The organism is Mycobacterium sp. IDUB_9, assembly GCF_055419505.1.
The window spans coordinates 167,854-192,950 of the sequence record NZ_JBVAXU010000005.1 but is presented as its reverse complement, the minus strand read 5'-3'; the positions used below and the strand labels follow the sequence as shown (position 1 = coordinate 192,950).

Below are 25,097 nucleotides of genomic sequence, written 5' to 3'. Positions count from 1 at the left end.
AACCGGACCAGCATCACTATCAGCAGGTTCTCGCCCGATCACGCGGAGGCCGTCATGACTCTGGTAACCGATGCCGACCTTCCCCAGCTCGACTACGAGCACGAGACCGACCCGGAGGCAGTACACCGGCTGATCGCGCAGGCCCGCGCCCAAGGCCCGATCGCGATGGGGCCGCACGGTCCGGAGTTGCTGAGCTACGACCTGGTCCGCGCCACCCTGCGCGATGCGCGCTTCGAGGTCCCCAAGGGCGTGTTTCTGGCCGCGCAGGGCATCACCTCCGGCCCGCTGTGGGACCGGGCGAACACCAGCCTGCTGGGTGTCGATGGCGACTCACACGCCCGATTGCGCCGCCTGGTGGCCAAGGCGTTCGCACCCCGCAGCGCCGACCGGCTCCGGGAGACCTGCGTCGACATCGTCACCGAACTCACGGACCCGCACCTGTCCGAAGGACACTGCGACGTGGTTGCCGACATCGCGGTGCAGTATCCGATCCCGGTGATCTGCGCCTTGCTCGGCGCCCCGCGCCAGGACTGGCATCTGTTCTCCCAGTGGGCCGATGACATCTTCAAGATGTTCAGCTGGAACCTCGGCGACCACGCCGACACGGTCGAAGCGGCATGGCTGCGGCTCGACGATTACGTCGACGCCATGGTGGTGCGACGGAACTCCAGCCTCACCGACGATCTGCTCTCGGATCTGATCCGGGCGGAGGTCGACGGTGACCGCCTCACCCATTCCGAGCTGCTGATGCTGGCCGGCGGCGTCATACTGGCCGGTACCGATACCACCCGCAATCAACTCGCAGCGGCCGTCCAGGTGCTGTGCGACTACCCTGACCAGTGGCTGATGCTGGCCGAGAATCCTGATATGGCACCACTTTTCGTCGACGAGTTGTTGCGTCATACACCAATCGCACTGAGCAGCGTGCGGATCGCTCGCGAGGACGCCGAACTGGGCGGCCTCACTGTCCCGGCCGGAACCCAGGTGGTGGTGAACTTCGCTGCGGCCAACCGGGATCCACAGGTATATGACGAACCCGAACAATTCGACGTCAACCGCATCGGACCGCCGGCCATGATGACGTTCGGCGGTGGGTTGCACTACTGCCTGGGGGTACACCTGGCCAGGATCGAGCTCGCCGAGGCATTGCGCGTGCTCACGCGGAAGCTGCACAATCCCCGGTGCCAGGGACGTGCCCCGTGGAAGCCGATGACCGGGATCACCGGCCCCGCGTCACTGCCGCTGATCTTCGAGGCCGCCTGAAGGTCCAATAATTGGACCTGAAATGCGGCCGGCACCGGGTGGCGAAATAATGACGGCGTGACATCGAAGGTTCTGTTCCTGCGCAACGACAGCACGGCCACCGAGGCCATGCTGGCCGACGTCTTCACCGAATGCGGATTCGACATCGACACGTTCGACGTCGTTGCACCCGAGCGGGACGACGATCCCGCCGGCGAGGAGACCTTCCCCGACCCGACCGACTATGACGTCATCGTTCCGCTGGGCGCCCGCTGGGCGGTGTACGACGAGGCCCTGCGCAACAGCTGGGTCGGAGCCGAGATGGCCATGGTGCGCCGGGCTGTCGACACCGGCGTCGGCGTACTCGGCGTGTGCTTCGGCGGACAGCTCGTCGCCCAGGCCCTCGGCGGATCGGTCACCAGGTCGCCGGCGCCCGAGGTGGGCTGGTATGACGTCGCCACCGATGACGAGCAATTGGTTCCCGGCGGCCGATGGTTCCAGTGGCATTTCGACCGCTGGACACTTCCGCCCGGTGCCACCGAGATCGCCCGAACGCCCGCTGCCTCGCAGGCCTTCGTGCTGGGCACGGCGTTGGCGCTGCAGTTTCATCCCGAACTCGACTCCGGGCTGCTGGAGATCTGGCTGGCCCACGACCGCGACGGCGACGTAGCCGGCATCGGCCGCAGCCCCGACGAATTACGCTTGCAAACAACGGAATTCATCGACGACGCGGCAGCCCGGCTGCGCATGCTGGTCCGGGGGTTCCTCAGTCGGGTGGTCCGGGCTCAACCATCGACGTAGGCTGGCATCAGCCGGTGCAATTGCTTCAGCCGGCCACAATGCTGATGAACGCCTGGAATCTGCGAGCGAGCAGGGAACGCACCTACCAGGACCGCCACGAGGCCGGCCGGGTCCTGGCCGAGCAGCTGGTGTCCTACCGCGACCGACCCGAGGTACTCGTTCTGGGCCTGGCCCGCGGCGGAGTGCCGATCGCCCGGGAAGTCGCCTCGTACCTGCACGCCCCGTTGGATGTCTTCGTGGTCCGCAAGCTGGGCGTGCCGCAGTGGCAGGAACTCGCCATGGGCGCGGTGGCCTCGGGGGGCGGGTTGGTGATCAACGACGAGCTGGTGAACCGCCTCCGCATCGACGACGACACCATCGTCGAGACGATCCGGCACGAGACCGCCGAGATCGAGCGACGCGAACAAGCGTATCGAGGCGGGCGCCCGACGCCGGACTTCACCGATCGAACAGTGATCCTGGTCGACGACGGCATCGCCACCGGGGCCACGATACTGGCCGCGGTCCGTGCCGTGCGGGCGGCCCGACGGGTCGTGGTGGCGGTACCGGTCGGACCGCCGACGGTAAGCAGTCAGCTCTTGGAAGAGGCCGATGACGTGGTGTGCATCAGCACCCCACCCCAGTTCGAAGCGGTGGGCCAGGCGTTCGCAGACTTCCACCAGGTCAGCGACGACGAAGTTCGCCGCCTGCTGGCAGAGCCCACCACGGAGCCCCGCGAGGGTTAGTTCTTGTTGTACTTCTCGGCGGAGTCGTCGGCCTCGACGTCCACCTCTGCGGCGTCGGGCTCCACCGCCACGTCCGATTCAGGTTCGGCCACCAACTCGTCGGGATAATCCACGGGCGCCTCGACCGCGTCGAAGGTCTCGGTCGTCTCGGTGGCATTGGCCTCGTCGGCGGCCACGGTATCGTCGCCGGCCTTCGCGCCGCGCGAGCGTTCCCGCAACGCGTCGACGATCAGCAGCAGCACGCCGATCACGCTGGCACCGATACAGACCCAGGCGATCAACTCATTGCTGGTGACCACGGCGGTCACCAGCGCGGCCAGGCCGATGACGGCAAGCACGAGCGCAATGATCAACATCGTTCAACCCTAAGTGTGGTGGCCCGTGCTCGGGCCGGTTCACGACAGTGCGAGAAAGTCCGTCTTGGCGGTTAGTTGTTACCGCGGTTGAACTGGCTGAAACCGCCCGCCGAGTCGTTGTTGGCGCTGGAATCCACCGGCGCGGCAGAACCGCGCTGGCCCAGCTCCTCCAGCTGAGACTCCAGGTACGTCTTCAGACGTGTCCGGTACTCACGCTCGAACGTGCGCAGCTGCTCCAGGCGGCCCTCCAGGACCGTGCGCTGCTGATTGATCGTGCCCATGATCTCGGAATGCTTGCGCTCGGCGTCGGCCTGCAGAGCATCGGCCTTCTCCTGAGCCTGACGCAGCTGCGTCTCCGAACGGGTCTGCGCATCGGCCAACATCGCATCGGCACGGGTGCGGGCCTCCGAGACTGTGGTCTCGGCGGTCTTTCGGGCGTCGCTGACCATGGCGTCGGCCTGCGCCCGCGCATCCGACAGCAGCTTGTCCGACTCGGCCTTGGCCGTGGAGGTCAGGCGGTCAGCGGTGTCCTGCGCCAGGCTCAGCACCCGGGCGGCACGTACGGCGGTGTCCTCGCTGGGCGGCGCGGCAGGGGCCACCGGTGCCGCCGGGGCCTCGTACACCGGCTGCGGGGCCGGGGTGGGCTCGGGCTCCGGCTCGTAGAGCGGGATGGACTGAGTGGACTGCGAGCCGCCCGCTCCGGACCGCGCCGATGCCAGCTCCTGATCGAGCTCGGACACGCGCTGCCGAAGGTCGGCGTTCTCCTCGATGAGCCGAGTCAGCTCGTTCTCAACCAGATCGAGAAAGGCATCGACCTCGTCCTCGTTGTAGCCACGTTTGCCGATGGGCGGCTTGCTGAACGCGACGTTATGGACGTCCGCTGGTGTGAGCGGCATTGTCTGCCCCCTTGAAGTCTTGGACCGTCAACCGATCTCAAAGTGTAAAGCCTCGCTTGATCGCAACTGGAGTCCATCCTGTCACACCAGACCCGGCGGTTGCAGTGGAGGCCTATTTTTAAGAACGAATTTCAATCTTCTTACGCAATTGTGGACCATTCGGCAAACGCCGAGAGCGAGTCTCCCCCACGGACCCGCAATGACGTTCTACATCGCCGCACTGAACGCCAATTGCATCCCGATGAAGGCCGCGAGCAGCAGCACCATGATCGACAGGTCGAAGCGCACGGCGCCTATCGTGAGCTGGGGAATGAGCCGTCGCAGAAGTTTCACCGGCGGATCGGTCACGGTCATGATGAGCTCCAGGACCACGACGGTCAGCCCCTTGGGGTGCCAGTCGCGGCTGAAGGACCGGATGAACTCGACGACGACGCGCGCGATGAGCAGCAGCCAGAAGACGAACAGCGCGAAACCGAGAATTTCGAAGAACAGCGACAACTGAGCCGACCTCACTACAGCAGGATGTGTGACATTGGATACAGGTCGCCGTAGGTCGGACACATCTCACACAGAAGACGTGGTCAACCGATAGTGCGACGCCGCCAGCCTACCCGGGCCCCTTGCGGAGCATCGGGCGTGCGCGGCGGCGCCACGGAGCTGCGGCGTCGCGGCTCTACTGATATGCGTAGAAGCCGGCCTCGGCGATCCGACGCCGCTGCTCGGCACTGACGTCGACGTCAGCCGGCGACAGCAGGAACACCTTGGTGGCCACCTTGTCGAACGAGCCGCGCAATGCGAACGCGAGACCGGCGGCGAAGTCGACCAGGCGCTTGGCGTCGGCGTTGTCCATCGACACCAGGTCCATGATCACCGGGGTGCCGTCGCGGAACCGCTCACCGATGGTGCGGGCCTCGCTGTAATCCTTGGGCCGCAGCGTGGTGATCTTCGCCAGCGGGCTGCCCGCCTCGAACAGCTCTGCCATCCGGCGAGGATCCATCGCCAACGCACCCCGGGTGGATCCGGACAGTGCACCGAGACGTGGTGAGGGACGGTCGAATTCGCGGGGGGCACGCATCCGCGCGTCAAACCGCGGCTCCTCGGCGAAACCACCCGGATAACCGCCCCGATACGCCGGACCCTCGTCGTACTCGGGGCCCTCGTACCCGTAGCTGTCCTCTTCGAAACGCTCGTCACGGGGGCGACGGGCGTAGCTGCGGGCCGCCCCTCGATCGTCGTCCTCGTAGTACTCGTCGTCGTAGTCCTCCATCGGCGCCATCCCGAAGTAGGCCTTGACCTTGTGCAGTGTGCTCATCTCGGCGACCCTTCTGCTGACGATGGGGGTGGTGGTGTCTGTGATGAAGATGTGACTGGTGTGACTACTTCCGGTGACGTTAGCGGGCGTTGCCCCATGAGCGCGGTTCCGACACGCACACACGTCGATCCATGTTTGACGGCACTTTCGAGATCCCCGGACATCCCCGCCGACAGTTCGAGCCGGTGCTGGTAGTCGCGCTGCACCCGCTCTCGTTCGGCGGCCAACCGCGCGAACGCGTCGTCGGGATCCCATGCCAGCGGCGGGATTCCCATCAGACCGGCGAACTCCAACGCTTCGGCGGAGTTCGCTGACCCACAGATTTCGTCGACCTCGTCGGGGGCATTCACATCCACGCCGCCACGTTCGGTATCGCCGTCGAGACTGATCTGGATGTACACGCGCAGCGGCTGAGTCCGCGTGCCGGCGGCCAGCGCCTCACCCACGGCCCGGTCCAGTGCGGTCAGCAGGCGGATGCTGTCGACCGAGTGCGCGGTGTGGGCCCAACCCGCGACAGCCCGCGCCTTCTTCCGCTGGATGCGCCCCACCATGTGCCAGCGAATCGGAACGTCCGTTAATTCCGCCCGAACAGAATCGACTTTCTCGGCGGCCTCTTGTTCGCGGGATTCACCAAATGCGAAGCACCCTAATTGGTTGAGAATAATGACATCGGAGGCCGGAAAGTATTTCGTGATCGGAAGTAATTCAATTTCATTGACATTTCGCCCGACCGATTCTGCGGCCCGCGCCAGACGCGCCCGCGCGGCACCGAGTGCGGCGGTCAACTGGGCTGTCCGGTCGACGTCACGCCCGCGCTGCACGGTGCTCATCTCACACCCACTCCAGGCTCATCGGGGGCTCGTTCCAGGCTTCATCCGGGGCGCTGCTCCATCCACACCACACTCGCCAGGCGGCCGGTCGGTGCATCCCGGCGATGGCTGAACAGCGCACGGTCGGCGACCGTGCAGCGGGGGTCCACGTCGATCGCGGTGACACCCAAATCCTTTAACTGCCGGGAGATTCCGGCCCGCAGGTCCAAGCCGGGCGTGCCGCGCGAGGTTGTCGTGCGAGCACCCGGCAGGACCGATTCCACCTCGGCCGCCATCGCTTCGGGTACCTCGTAGTTGGCGCCGCTGACCGCAGGCCCGAGCAGAACCGAGATATCCCCGACATGTGCGCCGGCGGCCAGCATCGCCTCCACCGTCCGGACGACGATGCCCTTTTGTGCGCCGACCCGTCCGGCATGGACCGCGGCGATCACCCCGGCATGTGCATCGCCCATTAATACCGGGACACAATCAGCGGTCACCACAGCCAATGCCAAACGCGGGGTCGCCGTCACCAATGCGTCAGCATTTTCGACCGCGGTGTCGCGCGGTCCGTCCACCGTGACGACATGATCGCTGTGCACCTGGTTCATCCAGACCAGCGCATCGGCTCCGACTGCGGTAGCCAAGCGACGCCGGTTCTGGGCCACGGCCCCCGGATTGTCGCCGACGTGGTCGCCGAGGTTGAACGAATCGAAGGGCGGTGCCGAGACACCACCGGCGCGGGTTGTCGTCACCCGCCGAATACGAACACTCACAATCCCAGTATCCGAACCGGCCGCCGGGCCCCGCTCAGTGCCGCATGAACGGCGGCACGTCGACATCGTCGTCGGCGATCCCGCCGTCTCCGTCGCCACCGACACTGACGGTGGCGCCATTCGTGTGTGCCGGGACGCTCACCGCATCCGTCGGTTCGAACAGTGACGTCGTCACCTTGCCGGAGCGGGCCGAGGCGATCGGTTGAGTCGGCGCCGCGCTAGGGCTGACCACCGGCTTGCGACTCGGCCCGGCCATGTCGAAGCCGGCCGCGATGACGGTGACCCGCACCTCGTCACCGAGCGAGTCGTCGATCACCGTGCCGAAGATGATGTTGGCCTCGGGATGGGCCGCGTCCTGCACCAGCGAGGCGGCCTCGTTGATCTCGAACAGGCCGAGGTCACTGCCACCGGCCACCGAGAGCAGCACACCCTGTGCGCCTTCCATCGAGGCTTCCAGCAGCGGCGAGTTGATCGCGATCTCGGCGGCCTTGAGCGCCCGGCCGTCGCCACGCGCCGAGCCGATGCCCATCAGCGCCGTACCCGCACCGCTCATCACACCCTTGACGTCGGCGAAGTCGACGTTGATCAGACCGGGCGTGGTGATCAGATCGGTGATGCCCTGGACGCCGTTGAGCAGCACCTCGTCAGCGCTACGGAACGCGTCCATCAACGAGACTGCGGCGTCACCCATCTGCAACAGCCGGTCGTTGGGGATCACGATCAGCGTGTCGCAGCTCTCACGCAGCGTCTGAATACCGTTCTCGGCCTGGTTACTTCGGCGCTTGCCCTCGAACGAGAACGGTCGCGTCACGACGCCGACGGTGAGCGCACCGAGCTTGCGTGCGATCGACGCGACGACGGGTGCGCCACCGGTTCCGGTGCCGCCACCCTCACCGGCGGTGACGAACACCATGTCGGCGCCGCGCAGCAGCTCCTCGATGTCGTCCTTGGCGTCCTCGGCAGCCTTGCGGCCCACTTCGGGGTCCGCACCTGCGCCGAGCCCACGGGTCGAGTCGCGGCCGACGTCGAGCTTGACGTCGGCGTCACTCATCAGCAGTGCCTGTGCGTCGGTATTGATGGCGATGAACTCGACGCCCTTGAGGCCCTGTTCGATCATCCGGTTGACGGCGTTGACACCGCCGCCGCCGATACCAACCACCTTGATTACCGCGAGGTAGTTATGCGGGGGGGTCATGGTTCGTCTTCCTCCCAGGTTGGGTGTTCAAAGTGTTCCTGGCGCCGAATCTTCCCCGGGGCAAACCCTCAACCTCAACCATAGGCTTAGAGTTATGTCAAGTAGTTCTGCGCAAACAGAACGGTAGGGGGCCGACGGCGGTGATCGCCGCAGGCGCGCCGACGCGCCGCACGGCAATTTTTCGTCGAACTACTTGACAGTGGGCAGATCTGGGCTGGACACGTCGTACGTATGACCCGGCTGGGTCAGCAGGGCAGCCAGCTTCAGCGCTTTCTCGTCGGTCCGATCGTTGGTCCCCCACACCACCACCCGGCCGTCGGTCAGCGTCAGCGCAATCGAGGCCACCGACGGCGCCGCGATCCGACCCACCTGCGCGACCACATCCGGCGGCAGCGCCAGCATCACCTCGAGCGCAGCTTTGGTGGCCGGATCGGCCGGGCCCGGATTGTCGGCGTCCAGATACGGCAACGTCGGCGGCGGCGGTTCGGTGGCGAAGTCGACGCCGTCGCGGTCGAACAGATGCGGGCCGTCGGGGTAATCCTTGACGACCACCGGCACCCGCTCGACCACCGTGATCCGCAGGGTCGACGGATATTCGCGTTGCACCCGGGCGGTGGCGACCCGCCGGATCAGGGCCACCCTCTCGGCGACGGCGTCCGTGTCGATCTGCAACAGCGGCGTGCCGGATGCCACCGCGGCGGCCGCCAGCACCTGCTCCTGCGGCACAGCGGCCGCTCCGCTGACCACCACATTGCGCGCCGACATCGCAGGCGTGAAGTACAGAACCAGACCCAAAGCCACCGCGACCACACTGGCCAATGCCGACCAGAGCAGCACCTTAAGGCCACGAATAGTGCTGCGGGCCACCGCATTCGGCGCGTCCGAAGGTTGACCGTTCACCTTACGCTTGGCTTCGCGGCGGGCATGCTCGATCGCCACGGCCCGGTCGCGCGCAAGCCGGCGCTCCTCGCGCTCGCGGCGGGCGCGGCGGCGGGGGCCCTCATAGTCGGCTTCTGCCGCGGGCGGCACATCAGGCCCGGCCGCGGGCGGCACATCGGATCCGGCCGCGGGCGGCACATCAGGCCCGGCCGCGGGCGGCACATCGGATCCGGCCGCGGGCTCGCCGGGCCCGGCCGGGCCGGGTTCCTCCTGAACCGGGCCGGATTCGACCGGAACGGTTTCCTCGGCCGCTTCGTCGGAACCGCCGGGGCCCGTTTCGGTCACGGCGAATCCGTCGATGAACTGCCCGGTGCGCTGCGATTCGCCTTGATTCCGAGCTCGGTCACGATCTCCTTGCCCAGCATGGTGACGTCACCGGCACCCATCGTGAGCACCACGTCACCGCCGCGGGCCGAAGCGGCGACTGCGGCGGCCACCGCCGAGAAGTCGGGGACATAGGTGACCGGCGCGCTGACATGCTCGGCGACCGTGGCACCGCTGATACCGGGCAGCGGCTGCTCACGCGCGCCGTACACATCGAGCACGAAGACCTCGTCGGCAGCACTGAGGGCCGCGCCGAACTCTGTTGCGAAAGTCGCTGTGCGCGAATACAAGTGCGGCTGGAAAGCGACGACGACCCGGCCACCGGTCTGGTCCACTATCGTCCTGGCAGCCTCGAGGGTGGCCCGTACCTCGGTGGGATGGTGCGCATAGTCGTCAAAGACCCGGACGCCGCCGAGTGACCCGACCAGCTCGAACCGCCGCCGTACCCCCTCGAACCCGGCGAGCCCGTCGAGCACGGCCTCCGCCGGCGCGCCCACCTCGATGGCGGCCAACAGCGCACCGAGCGCGTTGAGCGCCATGTGCCGGCCGGGTACCGCAAGCCGGATCGCGCGCGGATGCGGTTCACCGGCGAGCTGGATATGTGCCACTGCCCCGGTCCCCTGCTGTTCCCAGCTCAGCAAGGTGCCGGCCAGGTCGCCGGCGGGCGTGCTGCCGTAGCGCAGCACGCGGATCCCGAGTGAGTCGGTGTGTTCGGCGAGCGCCGCAGCCCCCGGGTCATCGGTGCACACCACGAGCGCGCCGCCGGGTGCGATGCGATCGACGAATGCGGAGAACACCGCGGTGTAGGCCTGCTCACTGCCGAAGAAATCCAGGTGGTCGGCCTCGATGTTGGTGACCACCGCGACATTCGGGGTGTACTCCAGCAGTGAGCCGTCACTCTCGTCGGCCTCGGCGACGAAGCATGTCCCGCTGCCGTGATGGGCGTTGGTGCCCGCCTCGCCCAGTTCGCCGCCCACCGCGAACGACGGGTCGAAACCGCTGTGCTGCAACGCCACGATGAGCATCGAGGTTGTCGTGGTCTTGCCGTGAGTGCCCGTCACCATCAGCGTGGTGTAGCCGTCCATGAGCTTGGCCAGCACCACCGGGCGCAGAATCACCGGGATTCCGCGGCGTCGGGCCTCGACCAGTTCCGGATTGGTCTTGGGGATCGCGGCGTGGGTGGTCACCACCGCTGTCGGCCCGCCCGGCAACAGGTCCAGCGACGATGCGTCATGACCGATTGTGACCTCGGCGCCGCGGGCCCGCAGGGCCACGACACCGCGTGACTCCTTGGCGTCCGATCCGGACACCAGGCCGCCCCGGTCCAGCAGGATCCGGGCCACGCCCGACATCCCGGCGCCCCCGATCCCGACCATGTGCACTCGCTGCAGCTCAGCCGGAAGTGAATTACCGTTCACTGCAGCCTCTTTCGTTGAGCGCGGGCGACATCCAGGGCGACCTGAGCCACCCGCCGAGCGGCGTCGGGATGGCCCGACAACGAGGCAGCGGCCGTCATCGCCACCAACCGTGCGTCGTCGGTCATCAGGCCGGCGACCGTATCAGCCACGAATCCACCGTCGAGCCTGGCGTCGTCGACGACGATGCCGCCACCGGCCGAGACGACCGGCAGGGCGTTGAGCCGCTGCTCACCGTTGCCGATCGGCAGCGGGACGTACACCGCGGGTAGCCCGACAGCGGTCACCTCGGCAACCGTCATCGCCCCGGACCGGCAGATCGCCAGATCGGCTGCGGCATAGGCCAGATCCATCCGGTCCAGGTACGGCACCGCGACATACGGCGGTGTTCCCGGCGCAGCGGGCGGCAGATCAAGGGTGTTCTTCGGCCCGTGCGCATGCAGCACCGAAACACCGGCAGTCCCAAGGGCTTCGGCAGCCGACGAGACCGCGCGGTTGATCGACTGCGCTCCCTGCGAACCGCCGAACACCAAGAGCACCTTGGCATCCGATGCGAATCCGAAGTACGCCCTGGCCTCGGCGCGCAACGCCGCACGGTCCAGCGACGTGATCGCCGCCCGCACCGGCACCCCGACCACCTCGACCTTGCGCAGCCCCGGTTCGGGCACCGCCGAGAGCACCCGGCGGGCCGACACCGCGCCGACCCGGTTGGCCAGGCCGGCACTGGCGTTGGCCTCGTGGACCACCACCGGGACGGCACGCCGACGCCCGTGCATGCCGAAGCCACCACGCGCCGCGAGATAGGCAGGCAGCGCGACATACCCGCCGAAGCCGATCACCACATCGGCCTCCACACCAGCCAGCACCGAACGGGTCTGGCGAATCGCGGCACGCACCCGCAGCGGCAACCGCACCAGATCTCCCGACGGCTTGCGGGGCAGCGGCACCGGGGTGATCAGCTCCAGGTCATAGCCGCGCTGCGGGACGAGGCGGGTTTCCAGCCCCCGGGCGGTTCCGAGAGCAGTGATCCGCACCTGTGGATCGAGTTCACGCAATGCGTCGGCCACCGCCATCGCCGGTTCGACGTGACCTGCCGTGCCGCCACCGGCCAGAACCACGGATATTGCCCGGGCGCTGTGCTCCTGCCCCGATGGACCAGATAGCCCGCGGCCCGTCTTACCCTCGCTCACCCGTAACGCTGACCTTCCAAAGTCCGGGCCCGTTGGCCCTGTTTCCGCTGGCCTGCAGGATATCGGACCGCGGACTTCCCGCCTCCGCCCGGCTGTTGACCAGCGGCGCGTCCGGACCGGCGGACCGGCCGGTCACCGCCATGGGGTGCGCGGCGGCGGGCTCCTGTCTGAGCCTGCTTGGCCGCCTGCTTACCGGTGGGCTTGGCGCCGGCCTTGCCGTTGGGCTTCCCCGCACCGCGCGACGGCGACTTCCGGCGATCGTGCAGCCGGTTGCGGGCAACCTCAAGGCGGGTGGGGACGTAGGGCTCGGGCAGCGGCAGCCGCAGCAGCCGGGTCACCCGGTCGTCGCGCCCGGCCCGCAGCGCCGCCACGGCCTCGGGTTCGTGCCGCGCGGCGTTGGTGATCAGACCCATCATCAGAAGTGTTGTGGCTTGCGAAGATCCGCCGGCCGAGATCAGCGGCAGCTGCAGCCCGGTGACCGGTAGGAGACCCACCACGTAGCCGACGTTGATGAACATCTGACCGACCACCCAGAGGGTGGTGGTGGCCGTCAGCAGACGCAGGAATGGATCGGCCGACCGTCGCGCGATGCGCATCCCGGTGTAGGCGAACAGTCCGAACAGGGCCAGCAGGCCCAGCGCGCCGACGAATCCGAGCTCTTCGCCGATGATCGCGAAGATGAAGTCGTTGTGGGCGTTGGGCAGGTAGTTCCACTTGGCCGTCCCCTGGCCCAGCCCGTCACCGAAGATACCCCCGTTGGCCAGGGCGAACCGGGCCTGCCGGGACTGGTATCCGATCCCCTGTGAATCGGCCGCCGGGTCGAGCCAGGACTGCACCCGGTCGGAGCGGTAGCCCGCGGACAGCGCCAGCACGCCGGCCGCCAGAACCGCGGCCAGCAGCGAGGACAGGAACACCCGCAGCGGGAGGCCCGCGTACCACAGCAGACCGAGCAGGATGATGCTCAACGAGACCGTCTGTCCGAGGTCGGGCTGGGCGACGATCAATGCCAGCGCGATCACCGCGGCGGGCACCAGCGGGATCAGCATCTCCCGCAAGGACGCCCGCTCCAGACGCCGGGCCGCCAGCAGGTGCGCACCCCAGATGGCGAAAGCGATCTTGGCCAGCTCCGAGGGCTGCATCGAGAAGCCGGCAACGACGAACCAGCCGCGAGAGCCGTTGGCCACCTTGCCGATTCCGGGGATGAGCACCAGGATCAGCAGCACGATGGTGAAGACGAACCCGGGGAACGCGATCCGGCGCAGGGTGCGTACCGGCATCCGCAGGGCCACGTAGAACGCGACCAGCCCGACGCCCGTCCACATCACCTGGCGGCCGAACACTGCCCAGGGCGACCCGTCGAAGTCGTAGGAATACACGCCCGATGCCGAGAGAACCATGATCAGGCCGAGCGTGGTGAGCAGTGCGGTGACCGCGATGATCAGGTGGAACGAGGTCATCGGACGGCCCAGCCAGGCGCCGAACCGGGTCCGCGGAGCCTCGGACGATCCAGCCGTGGCCTTCGAGCTGGGTGCGGCCTCAGATGATCCGCCTGCGGCTGAATCGGAGGTTTTACCGGTCGCGTCACCGTCACGGCGGCGCAGCCGGGCCAGGATGCCGGCCACGTCGGCTACCCGATCGCGGCGCGGACGGCGCCGGCGAACGCATCGCCACGCTGGCCGTAGCCGCTGAACTGATCGAAGGACGCGCCTGCCGGGGCCAGCAACACGGTGTCACCCGCACCGGCCAGCCCGCGGGCGACATCGACGACCGCCGCCATGACCGCGTCGGAGACCGGACGGTCGCCGACGTGGATCACACGAGTCACATGATCACCAATAGACTCATTTGTCTCAAGCACCCCAGAATCCTCCCCCGTCACAACCTCGACAACGGGGACATCCGGGGCGTGTCGCGATAACGCATCGGCAACCATCTGCCGGTCCTGCCCGATCAGCACCACAGCAACCAGGCGATTCGCCACGTGACGCACCAATTCATCGACCGAAGCGCCCTTCAGCAAGCCCCCAGCGATCCAGATCACGCGGTCGAATGCGGTGATCGAGGCCTGCGCGGCATGCGGATTGGTGGCCTTGGAATCATCGACGTAGCGCACCCCGTCGGACTCCCCGACCAGCTCAGCACGGTGCCTGCCCACCTGGAACGAGGCCAACGCGCTCGCGATCGAAGCCGGGGCCACACCGACCGCACGGGCCAGCGCCGCGGCCGCCAACGCATCGAGCACCCCGACCGGACCGGCCACACCGATCGTCGCGGCATCAGCCAACTCGACGTCGTCGTCGAACGCGCGATCGACGAGCTTGCCGGCACGCACCCCGAGTTCGCCCGCCGCCGGTTCGCCCAACCGGAATCCGACCCGAACCGGAGCCTCGGCGGCCGGCAACAGACCGGCGGCCACCGGATCGTCGAGCCCCACCACCGCCACCCGACCGGCCAGCGCCCGGGCCTTGTCGGCGGCATAGCCGGCCATCGAACCGTGCCAGTCCAGGTGGTCCTCGGCGACATTGAGCACTACGCCGGCATCCGGGCGCAACGAGGGAGCCCAGTGCAGCTGAAAACTGGAGAGCTCGACCGCCAGCAACTCCGCGGGCTGGTCGAGAACGGCCAGCACCGGGTCACCGATGTTGCCGCACAACAGGCTTCGACGCCCATCGGCCAGCAGCATCTCGTGCAGCATCGACGTGGTGGTGGTCTTGCCGTTGGTTCCGGTGACCACCAGCCAGCGCCGGGTCGGACCGTAACGGCCCGCGGCGTCGAGGCGCCAGGCCAGCTCCACATCGCCCCAGATCGGCACCCCGGCCCCGGCCGCCGCGGCCAGAACGGCAGCTGTGGGCGGGAATCCCGGGCTGGTGACCACCAGCGCATAGTCGGCGATGGCGGCGATGGCCCCGGCCGGATCGATGACAGCGGTGCCCTGCCCGGCGAGTGCACGCAGGGCCTCGGCATTGTCGTCGCACAGCGTCGCAGCCACGTTCAGCGGGGCAAGCGCCGCCAGCACCGCCCGTCCGGTCACGCCCGCACCGGTCACCAACACCGGGGCACCCGGGGTCAGCAGCGAGAGATCGTCGTCACCGCCGCGGCCGCCGAATGGGCCGGTCACGTCAGGCCCCGACTGCGGTGAGCCACTCGCTGTAGAACAGGGCCACGCCCAGACCACAGGCGATCGCCGTCAGCAGCCAGAACCTGATGATGACCGTGGTCTCGGCCCAACCCACCAACTCGAAATGGTGATGGAACGGCGCCATCCGGAACACCCGGCGACCCGTCGTACGGAACGCCAGGATCTGCACCACCACCGAGGTCACCTCGGCCACGAACAGTGCGCCCAGAACGACCGCGAGGATCTCGGTGCGGCTGGTCACCGACAGCCCGGCGATGATGCCACCCAAGGCCAGCGAACCGGTGTCACCCATGAAGATCTTGGCCGGCGCCGCGTTCCACCACAGGAAGCCGATACATGCGCCCGCGGTCGCGGCCGCGATGATCGCCAGGTCCAGCGGGTCCCGCACGTTGTAGCAGCCCAGACCCGGCGCCGTGGCGCAGGCATTTCGGTACTGCCAGAACGTGATCAACACGTAGGCCGCGGTCACCATCGCCATGGCACCCGCCGCCAACCCGTCCAGGCCGTCGGTGAAGTTCACCGCGTTCGACCAGGCACTGACGATCACGACGCAGAACAACACGAATACCCATGACGCCAGCGTCACCGTGGCGATCTCGCGGACATAGGACAGCTCCGGGCTGCCCGGGGTCAGACCGTCGCCGTTGCGGAACTGCAGGGCCAGCACACCGAACAGCACCGCAGCGGTCAGCTGGCCGACTGTCTTGGCGGTCTTGTTCAGACCCAGGTTGCGCGAACGACGCAACTTGATCAGGTCGTCGACGAAGCCGACCAGGCCGAGCATCGTGGCCAGCCCCAGCACCAACAGCCCCGAAGCCGACGGACCGTCACCGCCGAGCGCCACCCCGACGAGATGGGTGCCCAGGTAGCCCGCCCAGATGCCGGCCACGATCGCCACGCCACCCATCGACGGCGTCCCGCGCTTCTTCGCGTGGCTGGCCGGTCCGTCCTCACGGATCTCGTGCCCCAGCCCGCGCTTGGTGAACAACCGGATCAGTGCCGGGGTGAGCAGGATCGAGACCGTCAGTGCGATACCGACGGCGATCAGGATGAGCTTCATCGGTCGGCGTTCCCCATTTCCGTCGGAGACGGCGATCCGGCTTCTGCCGTCGGAGACGGCGATCCGGCTTCTGCCGTCGGAGACGGCGATCCGGCTTCTGCCGTCGGAGACGGCGATCCAGCCTCAGCGGCAACCAGCGCATCGGCCAGCGCACCCAACCCCACTGAGTTGGATGCCTTCACGAGCACCACGTCCCCGGGCTCCAGCTCAGCCTCCAGCAGGGCCAGCGCGGCATCGACGTCGTCGACCATCGTGGACTCAGATCCCCACGAACCCTCCATCACCGCGCCGTGATGCATGGCGTTCATAGTCCTCCCGGTTCCGACGACGATTAACCGAGACACATCTAAGCGCACCGCGAACCGTCCGATGGCGTCGTGCTCGGTTATCGCGTCGTCACCGAGTTCGGCCATCTCCCCCAGCACCGCCCAGCTACGGCGCTTTCCCTGCAGGTCACCGGCGTTCTTGCGGGCCATCCAGGCCAGCGCCTTGAGACCGGCGCGCATCGAATCCGGGTTGGCGTTGTAGGCGTCGTTGATCACCGTCACACCGTCGGCGCGGGTAGCGACCTGCATCCGGTGCCGCGAGACGGGGCCGGCGCCCGCCAGCGCCGTCGCCACCTGTTCCAGGCCGGCGCCGCATTGCAGCGCGACCGCGGCCGCACACAACGCATTGCCGACCTGGTGATCACCGTGCACCGCGAGCGCCACCTCAGTTTCCCCTCCGCCCGCGTGCAGCGTGAACCGCGGGCGGGCCAGCTCATCGAGGGCCACCGGACCTGCCCACACGTCGACCTCGGAGCCGGGCTCACGTGACACGCGCACGACGCGGGCCGCGGTCTTACCGGCCATGGCCGCGACCGCGGTGTCGTCGACGTTGAGGATCACCACGCCCGAATCCGGAACAGCTTGCGGCAACTCGGCTTTGGTATTCGCAATTGCCTCGCGCGAGCCGAACTCGCCGAGGTGCGCGGTGCCGACGTTGAGCACCACCGCGATCTGGGGCGGGGCAATGGCTGCCAGGGCGGCGATATTGCCGGGATGCCGGGCCGACATCTCCAGGATCAGGTAATCGGTCTCGGGTGTCGCGCGCAGCACGGTCCACGGATGACCCAGCTCGTTGTTGAACGAGCCCGGCGGCGCGATCACCTGCCCGAGCGGGTCCAGCACCGCGGCCAGCAGATCCTTGGTCGAGGTCTTGCCCGAGGATCCCGTCACACCGATGATCGTCAGCCCCTCGGCGACCAGCTCAGCTGCCACCGCAGCTGCCAGCGCGGCCAGGGCGGCCAGGACTGCCGCACCGGAGCCGTCGGTGTCGAATTCCAAAGCGCCAGAATCGGCGTCAGCCGCACCCGGTTCGGGCTTGACGACGACTGCGGGCACCCCGACCGGGCGGGCGGCCAGCACCGCCACGGCCCCGGACTCGACCGCCCTCGCCGCGAAGTCATGGCCGTCGGATCGGGCACCTGGCAGCGCCAGGAACAATCCGCCGGGGCCGATCGCGCGGGAGTCGAATTCGACGGTGCCCGTGACGGTGGTGGCGGCCGCCTCTTCGGCGCTGATGTCGGCCAACTCGCCACCGACGATCTCGGCGATCCTGGCGATGGTCATCTCGATCACGTGCCCGGCTCCCCTTCCTTACGTGCCTCCAGCGCCGCCGCCAACTCGTCACGGTCATCGAACGGCCTGGTGTGGCCGCCCCCGGTCTGGCCGCTCTCGTGCCCCTTGCCGGCGATCAGCACGATGTCGCCGGGCCCGGCCCAGGCCACCGCGCGGTCGATCGCCGCCCGCCGGTCGGCGACTTCCACGACCTCGGCGCCCGCCTGCGCTTCGGCGGCCCCGGCCATGATCGCCGCGCGGATCAGTGCGGGGTCCTCGTCGCGGGGATTGTCGTCGGTGACGACGACGAGATCAGCCAGTTCGGCCGCCACCCGCCCCATCGGAGCTCGCTTGCCCGTATCCCGGTTGCCGCCGGCCCCGAACACGACCCCGATGCGGCCCTGCCCCGCCGCACGTAGCGTCTCCAGCACCGCCTGCAGAGCGCCGGGCTTGTGCGCGTAATCGACCAGTGCCAGGAACTGCTGCCCGCGGTCGATCGGCTGCAGCCGCCCGGGCACGGTCGCCGTGCGCAGTCCCGGAGCCGCCTCCTCGGGCGACACCCCGGCGCCGTCCAGTAGTGCGATCGCCAGCGCCGCATTGGCGACGTTGTAGGCACCGGTCAGCCCGATCCGAATCTCGTGAGCCGACCCGGCCGGATCTACGAGGGTGAACTCCTGGGACCCGACGCCGACCGCCGAGACGTTGCGCACCTGCCAGTCGGCCGGCACGCCCGCGGCGCTGACGGTCGTCACCTTCTCGGCGCGGCCGGCCATCGCCGCCCCCGCCTCGTCGTCGACACAGATCACCGCGGCGGCGGCATGGTTGCGCGACCCGGGATCGAACAGACCGGCTTTGGCCTCGAAGTAGTCCTGCATCGTCGGATGGAAATCCAGGTGGTCGCGCGACAGGTTGGTGAACCCACCGAGCGCGAAGACGATCCCGTCGACACGGCCCAGCGTCAGCGCATGGCTCGACACCTCCATCACGACGGTGTCGACACCACTCTCGACCATCACAGCCAACAACGCCTGGAGGTCCGGCGCCTCGGGCGTGGTCAGCGCGCTCGGCACATCGCGTCCGGCGATGCGCACGCCCACTGTGCCGATCAGTCCGGCCACCCGGCCGGCAGCCCGGAGCCCCGCCTCGGCGAGATACGTCGTGGTGGTCTTACCCGAGGTTCCGGTCACCCCGATGACCCTCAGCTGCTCCGACGGCCGCCCGTACACCTCGGCCGCCACCTCACCGAGCACCGAACGAGGGTCGGGATGGATCAGGACCGGGACGTCGAGGTCACCCAGATCCGCGGCACCGTCAGCATCGGTGAGCACCGCCGCCGCACCGGCGGCGACCGCGTCGGCCGCGTAACGCGCGCCGTGTACCGCTGATCCCGGCAGCGCGGCGAACAGATCCCCGGGCCGGGCATCCTGGCCGCGCAGCGTCACTCCTGTCACCCGAAGTTCCGGCAGGGGATTTCCGGTGGCGGACACCGCTTGGACCTGTTCGGCGAGCGGCACGAGGTATTGGCCGGCGGGACGGCTGGGACGCAGCTTCATGGCCATGCCACAGTACCCATCTGCGGTCCGCCGACCGCACCACCCACGACTATCGCGGTCAGGTCGCCTGCAGCGTCAACCGCGGCCCCGGATCGGCCGACAACGGGACGTTGTGGCGTTGCAGCAGCCACGAGGCGATGTTGTGGAACAACGGTGCCGCCGAGGATCCCGGTGAGCCGTCCGCGGCGCGGTGCGGTGCGTCCATCATGATGCCGACGACATAGCGCGGATCATCGGCAGGCGCCAAGCCGGCGAAGGTGATCCAGTAGACGTCGTCGTAGTAGCAGCCGCACGCCGGATTGATCTGCTGCGCCGTACCGGTCTTGCCGGCGATCTGGTAGCCCTCGACCCCGGCCTGCGGGCCGGTCCCCTGCTGCGCGCCCATGGGATCACGCTGGACGATGGCGCGGAACATGTTGCGGACCGTGCGGGCGGTCTCCGGTGTGACCACCCGAACCCCTTCGGGCCGTGGCTCATCGGTCCGGGTGCCATCGGGGGCAATCGTGGACTTGATGATCCGCGGCGGCATGCGCACCCCGTCGTTGGCGATCGTCTGGTACATCCCGGTCATCTGCAGCAGCGTCATCGAAAGACCCTGTCCGATGGGCAGGTTGGAGAACGAGCTGCCCGACCACTGATCCACGGGCGGCACCAGACCCGAGCTCTCGCCCGGCAGGCCGACGCCGGTGCGCTGACCCAGCCCGAACCGGCGCACCATGTCGTAGAACCGATCCGGGCCCACGCGCTGGGCCAACATCAGGGTGCCCACGTTGGACGACTTCCCGAACACGCCGGTCATCGTGTACGGCATCACGCCGTGGTTCCACGCGTCGCGGACGGTGACGCCGCCCATGTCGATCGATCCGGGTACCTGCAGCACCTCGTCCGGATTGGCCAGACCGTACTCGATCGCGGCGGAGGCCGTGATGATCTTGTTCACCGAGCCGGGCTCGAACGGTGAGGACACCGGCAGGTTGCCCATCTGCCGACTGTCCTGCCGACCGAGATCCTGGCTCGGGTCGAACGTGTTGTCGTTCGACATCGCCAGTACTTCACCGGATTTCGCGTCGAGCACCACCGCCGAGACATTCTTGGCGCCCGAGGCGTCCTTGGCCTGCTGCACCTGCTGCTGGACGTAGTACTGGATGTCGTCATCGAGGGTCAGCTGCACATTGGAGCCGTTGACCGCGTCGTGCCGGTTTCGGTAGCTGCCCGGGATGACCACACCGTCCGAACCCCGGTCATAGGTGACCGAACCGTCGGAGCCGGCCAGCACCGCGTCGAGCGAATCCTCCAGTCCCAGCAGGCCGTGACCGTCCCAGTCGATGCCGCCGACGATATTGGCGGCCAGCGAACCTCCCGGGTACTGGCGCAGATCCTGGCGCTCGGCACCGACTTCGGGGAACTTGTCCATGATGGCGCCGGCGATCGCGGGATCCACCGCGCGGGCCAGATACACGAAAGTCTCGTTGCTCTTGAGCTTCTTGAGCACCGTCTTGGCGTCCGGCCGGTTGTCCAGCCGGGTGGCGATCTCCTTGGCGATGTCCGAGAGCCGGCGATCCGGGTCCGGCGCCTCACTGGATTTGGCCTTGGCCTCGGCGAGCTGCTTGCGGACCCGGACCGGCTGGAATGTCAGCGCCTTGGCCTCGATGGTGAACGCCAGCTTGTCGTCATTGCGGTCGACGATGCTGCCTCGCATTGCCGGGTTCACGTCGGTGACCTTGAGCTGGCTGGCCGCTTCGGCGCGCAGGCCCGCCGCCCTGGGCACCTGGAGCGTGAACAGCTGCACCGCCGCGATCACCAACACCGCGAGCATGACGAGGTTCCCGGTGCGATGCCGGAACACGAACGACGAGCTGCGCAAGCCTGTTTCGGCGGCAGCAACCCGCGTACGGCGGTCGCGGGCCTCATGCCCTGGACCAGGCGAGGCCTTCTTGGCCCGCTGCGGCTTGGGCGACTGACCCTGGCGGCCCGGGCGGCGGCTCATGCGGCCGGCGCCTGCGCGTTGACGCCGGCAGCCGGGACATGTGCCGCCGGGGCCGCCGGTGGGCTGAACTGCTCCAGCGGAACGGCGGGGCCTGGGGCCGGAGCGGCAAGTGCCTGCGCGACCGGTGCAGGCACGGCCGGTTCCGGCAGGACCGGTCCGGGCGCGGTCGGCACGCCGGCGGTGGGCATGTGCGTCGGATCGGTGATCTGTTGCGGTGCAAGCTGCGCTGTGTCAACCGGCGCGGGCGCTGCCAAGGGCGCCGGCATCGCGAGAACGTTCGGTGCCGGCGCAGTCGGTCCCGGTAGGACCGGCCCCGGCACCGGCGGAACGGCTCCCGGCACACCATGAGGTGCGTCGGCCGGCGGGACCGGGATACCCGGAATAGCAAGGGAACCCGGGCGCGGCGTCCGTACCGTCAGCTCCCGCGGATCGACCACCCGCGGAGCCGGGGCCGCGGGCGGGGCCGGCGGGGCTTCCTCGGGCAGCGGGGTGTTCAACGGGGGTGGAGGCACCCCTTCGGCCGGCTTGGGGGTGCCGACGACGGTCCAGTTGCCGGCAGCATCCTGCACCAGGTGTGCGGTATCGCGCGACGGGATCATTCCCAGATTGCGGGCAGACTCGGCCAGCGCCGGTGCGGCCTGCGCCTCGAGCACATCACGTTCCAGCGCTTCTTTCTGTTGCAGCAGGCCCTGATTGACCTGGCGGGCATGGCCCAATTGGTAGGACCGCTCGGCCGAACCGGTCGACAGCCACAGCGTGACCGCGAGTCCCAGACCCAGCGCCGCGATCACCAACACGACGAACGGGACACGGGAGACCAGCACGCGCGGGTTCAGCTCGATCGAGGCTAGCCGGACCAGCAGACGTTCCCTCAGCCGAACCCGCAGTGGCGGACGGACTACCTTCGGAGCCTTGGCTTTACGGGCCTTCGCCCGTGCCTTGGCCTGGCTGGCACTCTTGGGCCGGGCCGGACGGGTGCCCGGCCGCTGAATCGGCCCGGCATTCGGTGCCGTACGCGCGGGCCGCTGTTCGGAACCAGGCCGCCGCTTGCGCGGCGGGGCCTGATCGGTGCGCCGCCCGCCACCTCGCGCGGGTTGACGCACCGGACGCCTGCGGTCTGCCTCGCGCAGCTGTTCGGGCCGTTTGACCTTCATGAGTTGCCCTCTCCCCCAACCTTTTCCAGTGCCCGCAGCCGCACCGGAGCGCTACGCGGATTGCGATCGATCTCGACTTGGCGGGCCTTCTCGGCTCCGCGGGTCAACGTGACGAATTCGGGTTCATGGCCGGGTAGTTCGATGGGCAGGCCGGGTGGGGTCCGCGATGCCGTCGCCGCGGCGAACGCCTGCTTGACTATCCGATCCTCCAGCGACTGATACGACATCACCACGATCCGTCCGCCGTCGGTCAGCGCGGCAAGCGCGGCAGGCAGTGCGACGCGCAGCGAATCCAGTTCGCTGTTGACCGCCACCCGCAGCGCCTGGAAGGTGCGCTTACCCGGATGCCCTCCGGTACGGCGGGCCGGTGCCGGGATCGCCTCGTAGAGCAGCTCCACCAGCTCACGGGTTGTCGAAAATGGTTGCAGTGCACGCCGTTTGACGACCTTGTCGGCAATGCGGCCGGCGAAGCGCTCCTCGCCGAAGTCACGCAGAATCCGCGCGATCGACTTGGCGTCGTAGGTGTTGAGGATGTCCGCGGCCGTCAACGGCGCGTCGGGATCCATCCGCATGTCCAGCGGCGCGTCCGTCGAGTAGGAGAAGCCGCGTTCGGTCTGATCGAGCTGCATCGAGGAAACGCCCAGGTCGAACAGCACGCCGTCGATTCGGGTGAAGCCGGATTCCGCGATCGCCCCGGCGATTCCGTCATAGCGGGTCCGCACCGGCCGCATCCGGTCACCGAACGGCGCCAGGCGGGCACCGGCGATGCCGAGCGCGTTGGGGTCACGGTCCAGGCCGATCACGTGGAGACCGGGAAAGTCGGTCAGAAAGCGTTCGGAGTGGCCGCCCGCGCCGAGCGTGGCGTCCACCAACACTGCGTCCGTCCCGTCGGTGTGGTGACGGGTGAGCGCGGGGGCCAGCAACTCGACGCAGCGGTCGAGCAGAACCGGGATGTGGCCGTGGCCCCGGGAGTCGGACTGATCTGGGGAATCTGGCACCGCTGAAACACCTCCGCTCGGAATGGCCCCTGCACCGGGGTCTCTGACCGAATTAACGGACCTGGCGTCGGGGAAGTACGCCAGGGCCAATTCGGGCAGAGGCCTCGCTGCACGGGCTAAGTCCAGGCCGGCCGCCGGTTGACGGGCCGTATCAGCGGCACCATCAGAGAACGTCACGAGTTTCATCGGTGGCCGCGGAGAAGTTTTCTTCGTGGGTCTGCTGGTAGGACTGCCACGCGTCGGCATCCCAGATCTCCAGGTAGTCGACCGACCCGATGACCACACATTCCTTGGACAGGTTTGCGTAGCGACGGTGATCCGCCGACAGGGTGATCCGACCCTGACTGTCCGGGCGCTGTTCGTCGGCGGCCGCGGCGAATACCCGCAACTGCGCGCGACGTTCCGGATGCGCCTTGGCCTCCTCCACCGCTTTGCGTGCGCGTTCCTCGAACTCGTCCCGCGGGTACACGGCCAGGCTGTGATCTTGACTCTTCGTGACCATCAACCCTCCTGCCAGTACGTCGCGGAACTTGGCGGGCAGCGTGAGCCGCCCCTTGTCGTCGAGCTTGGGCGTGTAGGTACCCAGAAACATCTGGACACCTCCCGCCACCCGGTTCGGATCCCGAGTCGCTTGTGAGATCCAGGCCAGGCTTTCTGCCCTCCGAACGGGGCTCCGATTTCCCCGTTGGCCGCCACTTTACCCCACGATCCCCCACTTTGCTCCATTTAATGCGCCACGTTTGGGCGGCGGCCCCACTCGAACCGCCCAGAACTGCGCCCTCAGCGCGCCTTCGCACTCAGACGGGGGCCAGAGAAACAGAAAAACCGCAGGTAGACACCTGCGGCGAAAGGGTGGGGGGTTGTGGGGCGAAATTCCCTGAGAATCCGCGACTCTCCCCCACACCGCCCCACAAGGGGCGCGGGACTCCTACGCCCGGCGTGTCGCTGGACCCACCCCGACACCTGGCCCGGCCACCCGACGACACACAAAAAAAGGGGCAACCCGTTACGGGCTGCCCCTTACTGCTTACGGCGCCTGACGGCTCAGTCGTCGAACCGGCGTCGGAACCGATCTTCCATTCGAGTGGTGAAGGACCCGCCGCGCTGACGACGCTGCCGCGGCGCATTGCCGGACCCCTGGGCCGCACGCCCCGGGCCACCCGTCACGCGCGGACCCGTGATGGCGAACACCACGCCACCGAACATCACCACGAAACCCACCACCGACAGGATCGGGAATCCACCGATCATGGTGGCTTTCACCGCGACACCGACTACCAGCAGAGCCAGGCCCACCACGAAGAGCAGTGCGCCCTGAAGCCTGCGCCGAGCCGATGGCGCGCGCAAGGACCCACCGCGAACGCTCGAGGCGAACTTGGGATCCTCGGCATAGAGCGCGCTCTCGATCTGGTCGAGCATGCGCTGCTCATGATCGGAGAGTGGCATTCGTCCCTCCTTGCCGACGCCGCCGTCGCTTTTCAAGATTTCACGTGCCCGCAATCACGGGCACCTAACCCTAATGATACGAGGTCGATCCGAGCCGTACCACCTTGTTCGCCGTCGATTGTAGGTCGTCGTGAGATAGCTCGGGTCGACGGGACCGACCATCTCTCAGCCGGATAATGCTG

At 68.1% G+C, this 25,097-nt stretch carries 23 protein-coding genes; 3 read left to right on the top strand and 20 right to left on the bottom strand.

Annotated elements, in window-relative coordinates:
- Window positions 1-54: 54 nt before the first annotated feature.
- Genes ACZY08_RS22110 through ACZY08_RS22100 form a run of 3 tightly spaced genes read left to right on the top strand, consistent with a single transcriptional unit; the run spans window position 55 to window position 2,768 of the window.
- Complete coding sequence (locus tag ACZY08_RS22110; protein ID WP_463746758.1) at window positions 55-1,263, top strand: cytochrome P450; 1,209 nt, start codon at window positions 55-57, stop codon at window positions 1,261-1,263.
- Window positions 1,264-1,320: 57 nt separating this feature from the next.
- Window positions 1,321-2,043 carry a type 1 glutamine amidotransferase gene (locus tag ACZY08_RS22105; RefSeq protein WP_463746757.1) on the top strand — a complete coding sequence of 241 codons (723 nt, stop codon included), beginning with the start codon at window positions 1,321-1,323 and terminating at the stop codon, window positions 2,041-2,043.
- 44 nt (window positions 2,044-2,087) lie between these two features.
- Window positions 2,088-2,768: a phosphoribosyltransferase gene (locus ACZY08_RS22100; RefSeq protein WP_463746756.1), complete on the top strand. Its 681-nt coding sequence runs from the start codon at window positions 2,088-2,090 to the stop codon at window positions 2,766-2,768.
- On the opposite strand, the gene ACZY08_RS22095 is transcribed toward ACZY08_RS22100, so the two are convergent.
- The 20 genes from ACZY08_RS22095 to ACZY08_RS22000 all read right to left on the bottom strand — a co-directional run bounded on the left by ACZY08_RS22095 (window position 2,765) and on the right by ACZY08_RS22000 (window position 24,915).
- Window positions 2,765-3,124 (bottom strand): hypothetical protein, encoded by a 360-nt coding sequence (locus tag ACZY08_RS22095; protein ID WP_463746755.1) that lies wholly within the window; start codon window positions 3,122-3,124, stop codon window positions 2,765-2,767. The two genes, ACZY08_RS22100 and ACZY08_RS22095, sit on opposite strands and share 4 nt — an antisense overlap.
- A 71-nt stretch (window positions 3,125-3,195) precedes the next feature.
- Entirely contained in the window at window positions 3,196-4,020 is an 825-nt protein-coding gene (wag31, locus tag ACZY08_RS22090; protein WP_463746754.1) for a DivIVA-like cell division protein Wag31, read from the bottom strand.
- A gap of 207 nt (window positions 4,021-4,227) precedes the next feature.
- Entirely contained in the window at window positions 4,228-4,518 is a 291-nt protein-coding gene (locus tag ACZY08_RS22085) for a YggT family protein (RefSeq protein ID WP_003880337.1), read from the bottom strand.
- Between the two features lie 175 nt (window positions 4,519-4,693).
- Window positions 4,694-5,332, bottom strand: a complete 639-nt coding sequence (locus tag ACZY08_RS22080; protein ID WP_463746753.1) for a cell division protein SepF — start codon at window positions 5,330-5,332, stop codon at window positions 4,694-4,696.
- On the bottom strand, window positions 5,329-6,162 hold the full coding sequence (locus tag ACZY08_RS22075; protein ID WP_463746752.1) for a YggS family pyridoxal phosphate-dependent enzyme: 834 nt from the start codon (window positions 6,160-6,162) through the stop codon (window positions 5,329-5,331). Before ACZY08_RS22075 ends, ACZY08_RS22080 begins: the two co-directional genes overlap by 4 nt.
- Window positions 6,163-6,203: 41 nt before the next feature.
- A complete protein-coding gene (gene pgeF / locus ACZY08_RS22070) occupies window positions 6,204-6,917 on the bottom strand; it encodes a peptidoglycan editing factor PgeF (RefSeq protein ID WP_463746751.1) in 714 nt (237 codons plus the stop codon).
- Between the two features lie 34 nt (window positions 6,918-6,951).
- Entirely contained in the window at window positions 6,952-8,112 is a 1,161-nt protein-coding gene (ftsZ, locus tag ACZY08_RS22065) for a cell division protein FtsZ (RefSeq protein ID WP_358023374.1), read from the bottom strand.
- A 189-nt stretch (window positions 8,113-8,301) separates the two neighbouring features.
- Window positions 8,302-9,165, bottom strand: a complete 864-nt coding sequence (locus tag ACZY08_RS22060) for a cell division protein FtsQ/DivIB (protein ID WP_463746919.1) — start codon at window positions 9,163-9,165, stop codon at window positions 8,302-8,304.
- A 167-nt stretch (window positions 9,166-9,332) separates the two neighbouring features.
- A complete protein-coding gene (gene murC, locus ACZY08_RS22055; protein ID WP_463746918.1) occupies window positions 9,333-10,751 on the bottom strand; it encodes a UDP-N-acetylmuramate--L-alanine ligase in 1,419 nt (472 codons plus the stop codon).
- A gap of 38 nt (window positions 10,752-10,789) precedes the next feature.
- Entirely contained in the window at window positions 10,790-11,980 is a 1,191-nt protein-coding gene (murG, locus tag ACZY08_RS22050; RefSeq protein WP_463746750.1) for an undecaprenyldiphospho-muramoylpentapeptide beta-N-acetylglucosaminyltransferase, read from the bottom strand.
- Entirely contained in the window at window positions 11,977-13,602 is a 1,626-nt protein-coding gene (ftsW, locus tag ACZY08_RS22045; protein ID WP_463746749.1) for a putative lipid II flippase FtsW, read from the bottom strand. Before ftsW ends, murG begins: the two co-directional genes overlap by 4 nt.
- A 5-nt stretch (window positions 13,603-13,607) precedes the next feature.
- A complete protein-coding gene (gene murD / locus ACZY08_RS22040; protein ID WP_463746748.1) occupies window positions 13,608-15,098 on the bottom strand; it encodes a UDP-N-acetylmuramoyl-L-alanine--D-glutamate ligase in 1,491 nt (496 codons plus the stop codon).
- A gap of 1 nt (window position 15,099) precedes the next feature.
- Entirely contained in the window at window positions 15,100-16,179 is a 1,080-nt protein-coding gene (gene mraY / locus ACZY08_RS22035) for a phospho-N-acetylmuramoyl-pentapeptide-transferase (RefSeq protein WP_358023394.1), read from the bottom strand.
- Complete coding sequence (locus tag ACZY08_RS22030) at window positions 16,176-17,798, bottom strand: UDP-N-acetylmuramoyl-tripeptide--D-alanyl-D-alanine ligase (protein WP_463746747.1); 1,623 nt, start codon at window positions 17,796-17,798, stop codon at window positions 16,176-16,178. The genes mraY and ACZY08_RS22030 overlap by 4 nt, the downstream gene beginning before the upstream one ends.
- Window positions 17,795-19,336, bottom strand: a complete 1,542-nt coding sequence (locus ACZY08_RS22025) for a UDP-N-acetylmuramoyl-L-alanyl-D-glutamate--2,6-diaminopimelate ligase (protein ID WP_463746746.1) — start codon at window positions 19,334-19,336, stop codon at window positions 17,795-17,797. Before ACZY08_RS22025 ends, ACZY08_RS22030 begins: the two co-directional genes overlap by 4 nt.
- Window positions 19,337-19,388: 52 nt before the next feature.
- On the bottom strand, window positions 19,389-21,317 hold the full coding sequence (locus ACZY08_RS22020; RefSeq protein ID WP_463746745.1) for a peptidoglycan D,D-transpeptidase FtsI family protein: 1,929 nt from the start codon (window positions 21,315-21,317) through the stop codon (window positions 19,389-19,391).
- Window positions 21,314-22,471 (bottom strand): cell division protein FtsL, encoded by a 1,158-nt coding sequence (ftsL, locus tag ACZY08_RS22015; protein WP_463746744.1) that lies wholly within the window; start codon window positions 22,469-22,471, stop codon window positions 21,314-21,316. The genes ACZY08_RS22020 and ftsL overlap by 4 nt, the downstream gene beginning before the upstream one ends.
- Complete coding sequence (gene rsmH / locus ACZY08_RS22010; protein ID WP_463746743.1) at window positions 22,468-23,655, bottom strand: 16S rRNA (cytosine(1402)-N(4))-methyltransferase RsmH; 1,188 nt, start codon at window positions 23,653-23,655, stop codon at window positions 22,468-22,470. Before rsmH ends, ftsL begins: the two co-directional genes overlap by 4 nt.
- Window positions 23,633-24,061, bottom strand: coding sequence for a division/cell wall cluster transcriptional repressor MraZ (gene mraZ, locus ACZY08_RS22005; protein WP_463746742.1), 429 nt, complete (start codon window positions 24,059-24,061; stop codon window positions 23,633-23,635). Before mraZ ends, rsmH begins: the two co-directional genes overlap by 23 nt.
- Before the next feature lie 452 nt (window positions 24,062-24,513).
- Entirely contained in the window at window positions 24,514-24,915 is a 402-nt protein-coding gene (locus ACZY08_RS22000; protein WP_463746741.1) for a DUF3040 domain-containing protein, read from the bottom strand.
- Between the last annotated feature and the right edge of the window lie 182 nt (window positions 24,916-25,097).

Bases quoted from the DNA above. Each gene is read 5' to 3' on its own strand.
- ACZY08_RS22110 (WP_463746758.1), top strand. From the start codon at position 55: ATGACTCTGGTAACCGATGCCGACCTTCCCCAGCTCGACTACGAGCAC.
- ACZY08_RS22100 (WP_463746756.1), top strand. From the start codon at position 2,088: ATGAACGCCTGGAATCTGCGAGCGAGCAGGGAACGCACCTACCAGGAC.
- ACZY08_RS22095 (WP_463746755.1), bottom strand. From the start codon at position 3,124: ATGTTGATCATTGCGCTCGTGCTTGCCGTCATCGGCCTGGCCGCGCTG.
- wag31 (WP_463746754.1), bottom strand. From the start codon at position 4,020: ATGCCGCTCACACCAGCGGACGTCCATAACGTCGCGTTCAGCAAGCCG.
- ACZY08_RS22080 (WP_463746753.1), bottom strand. From the start codon at position 5,332: ATGAGCACACTGCACAAGGTCAAGGCCTACTTCGGGATGGCGCCGATG.
- ACZY08_RS22075 (WP_463746752.1), bottom strand. From the start codon at position 6,162: ATGAGCACCGTGCAGCGCGGGCGTGACGTCGACCGGACAGCCCAGTTG.
- ftsZ (WP_358023374.1), bottom strand. From the start codon at position 8,112: ATGACCCCCCCGCATAACTACCTCGCGGTAATCAAGGTGGTTGGTATC.
- murC (WP_463746918.1), bottom strand. From the start codon at position 10,751: ATGGTCGGGATCGGGGGCGCCGGGATGTCGGGCGTGGCCCGGATCCTG.
- mraY (WP_358023394.1), bottom strand. From the start codon at position 16,179: ATGAAGCTCATCCTGATCGCCGTCGGTATCGCACTGACGGTCTCGATC.
- ACZY08_RS22025 (WP_463746746.1), bottom strand. From the start codon at position 19,336: ATGGCCATGAAGCTGCGTCCCAGCCGTCCCGCCGGCCAATACCTCGTG.
- ACZY08_RS22020 (WP_463746745.1), bottom strand. From the start codon at position 21,317: ATGAGCCGCCGCCCGGGCCGCCAGGGTCAGTCGCCCAAGCCGCAGCGG.
- ftsL (WP_463746744.1), bottom strand. From the start codon at position 22,471: ATGAAGGTCAAACGGCCCGAACAGCTGCGCGAGGCAGACCGCAGGCGT.
- rsmH (WP_463746743.1), bottom strand. From the start codon at position 23,655: ATGAAACTCGTGACGTTCTCTGATGGTGCCGCTGATACGGCCCGTCAA.
- mraZ (WP_463746742.1), bottom strand. From the start codon at position 24,061: ATGTTTCTGGGTACCTACACGCCCAAGCTCGACGACAAGGGGCGGCTC.
- ACZY08_RS22000 (WP_463746741.1), bottom strand. From the start codon at position 24,915: ATGCCACTCTCCGATCATGAGCAGCGCATGCTCGACCAGATCGAGAGC.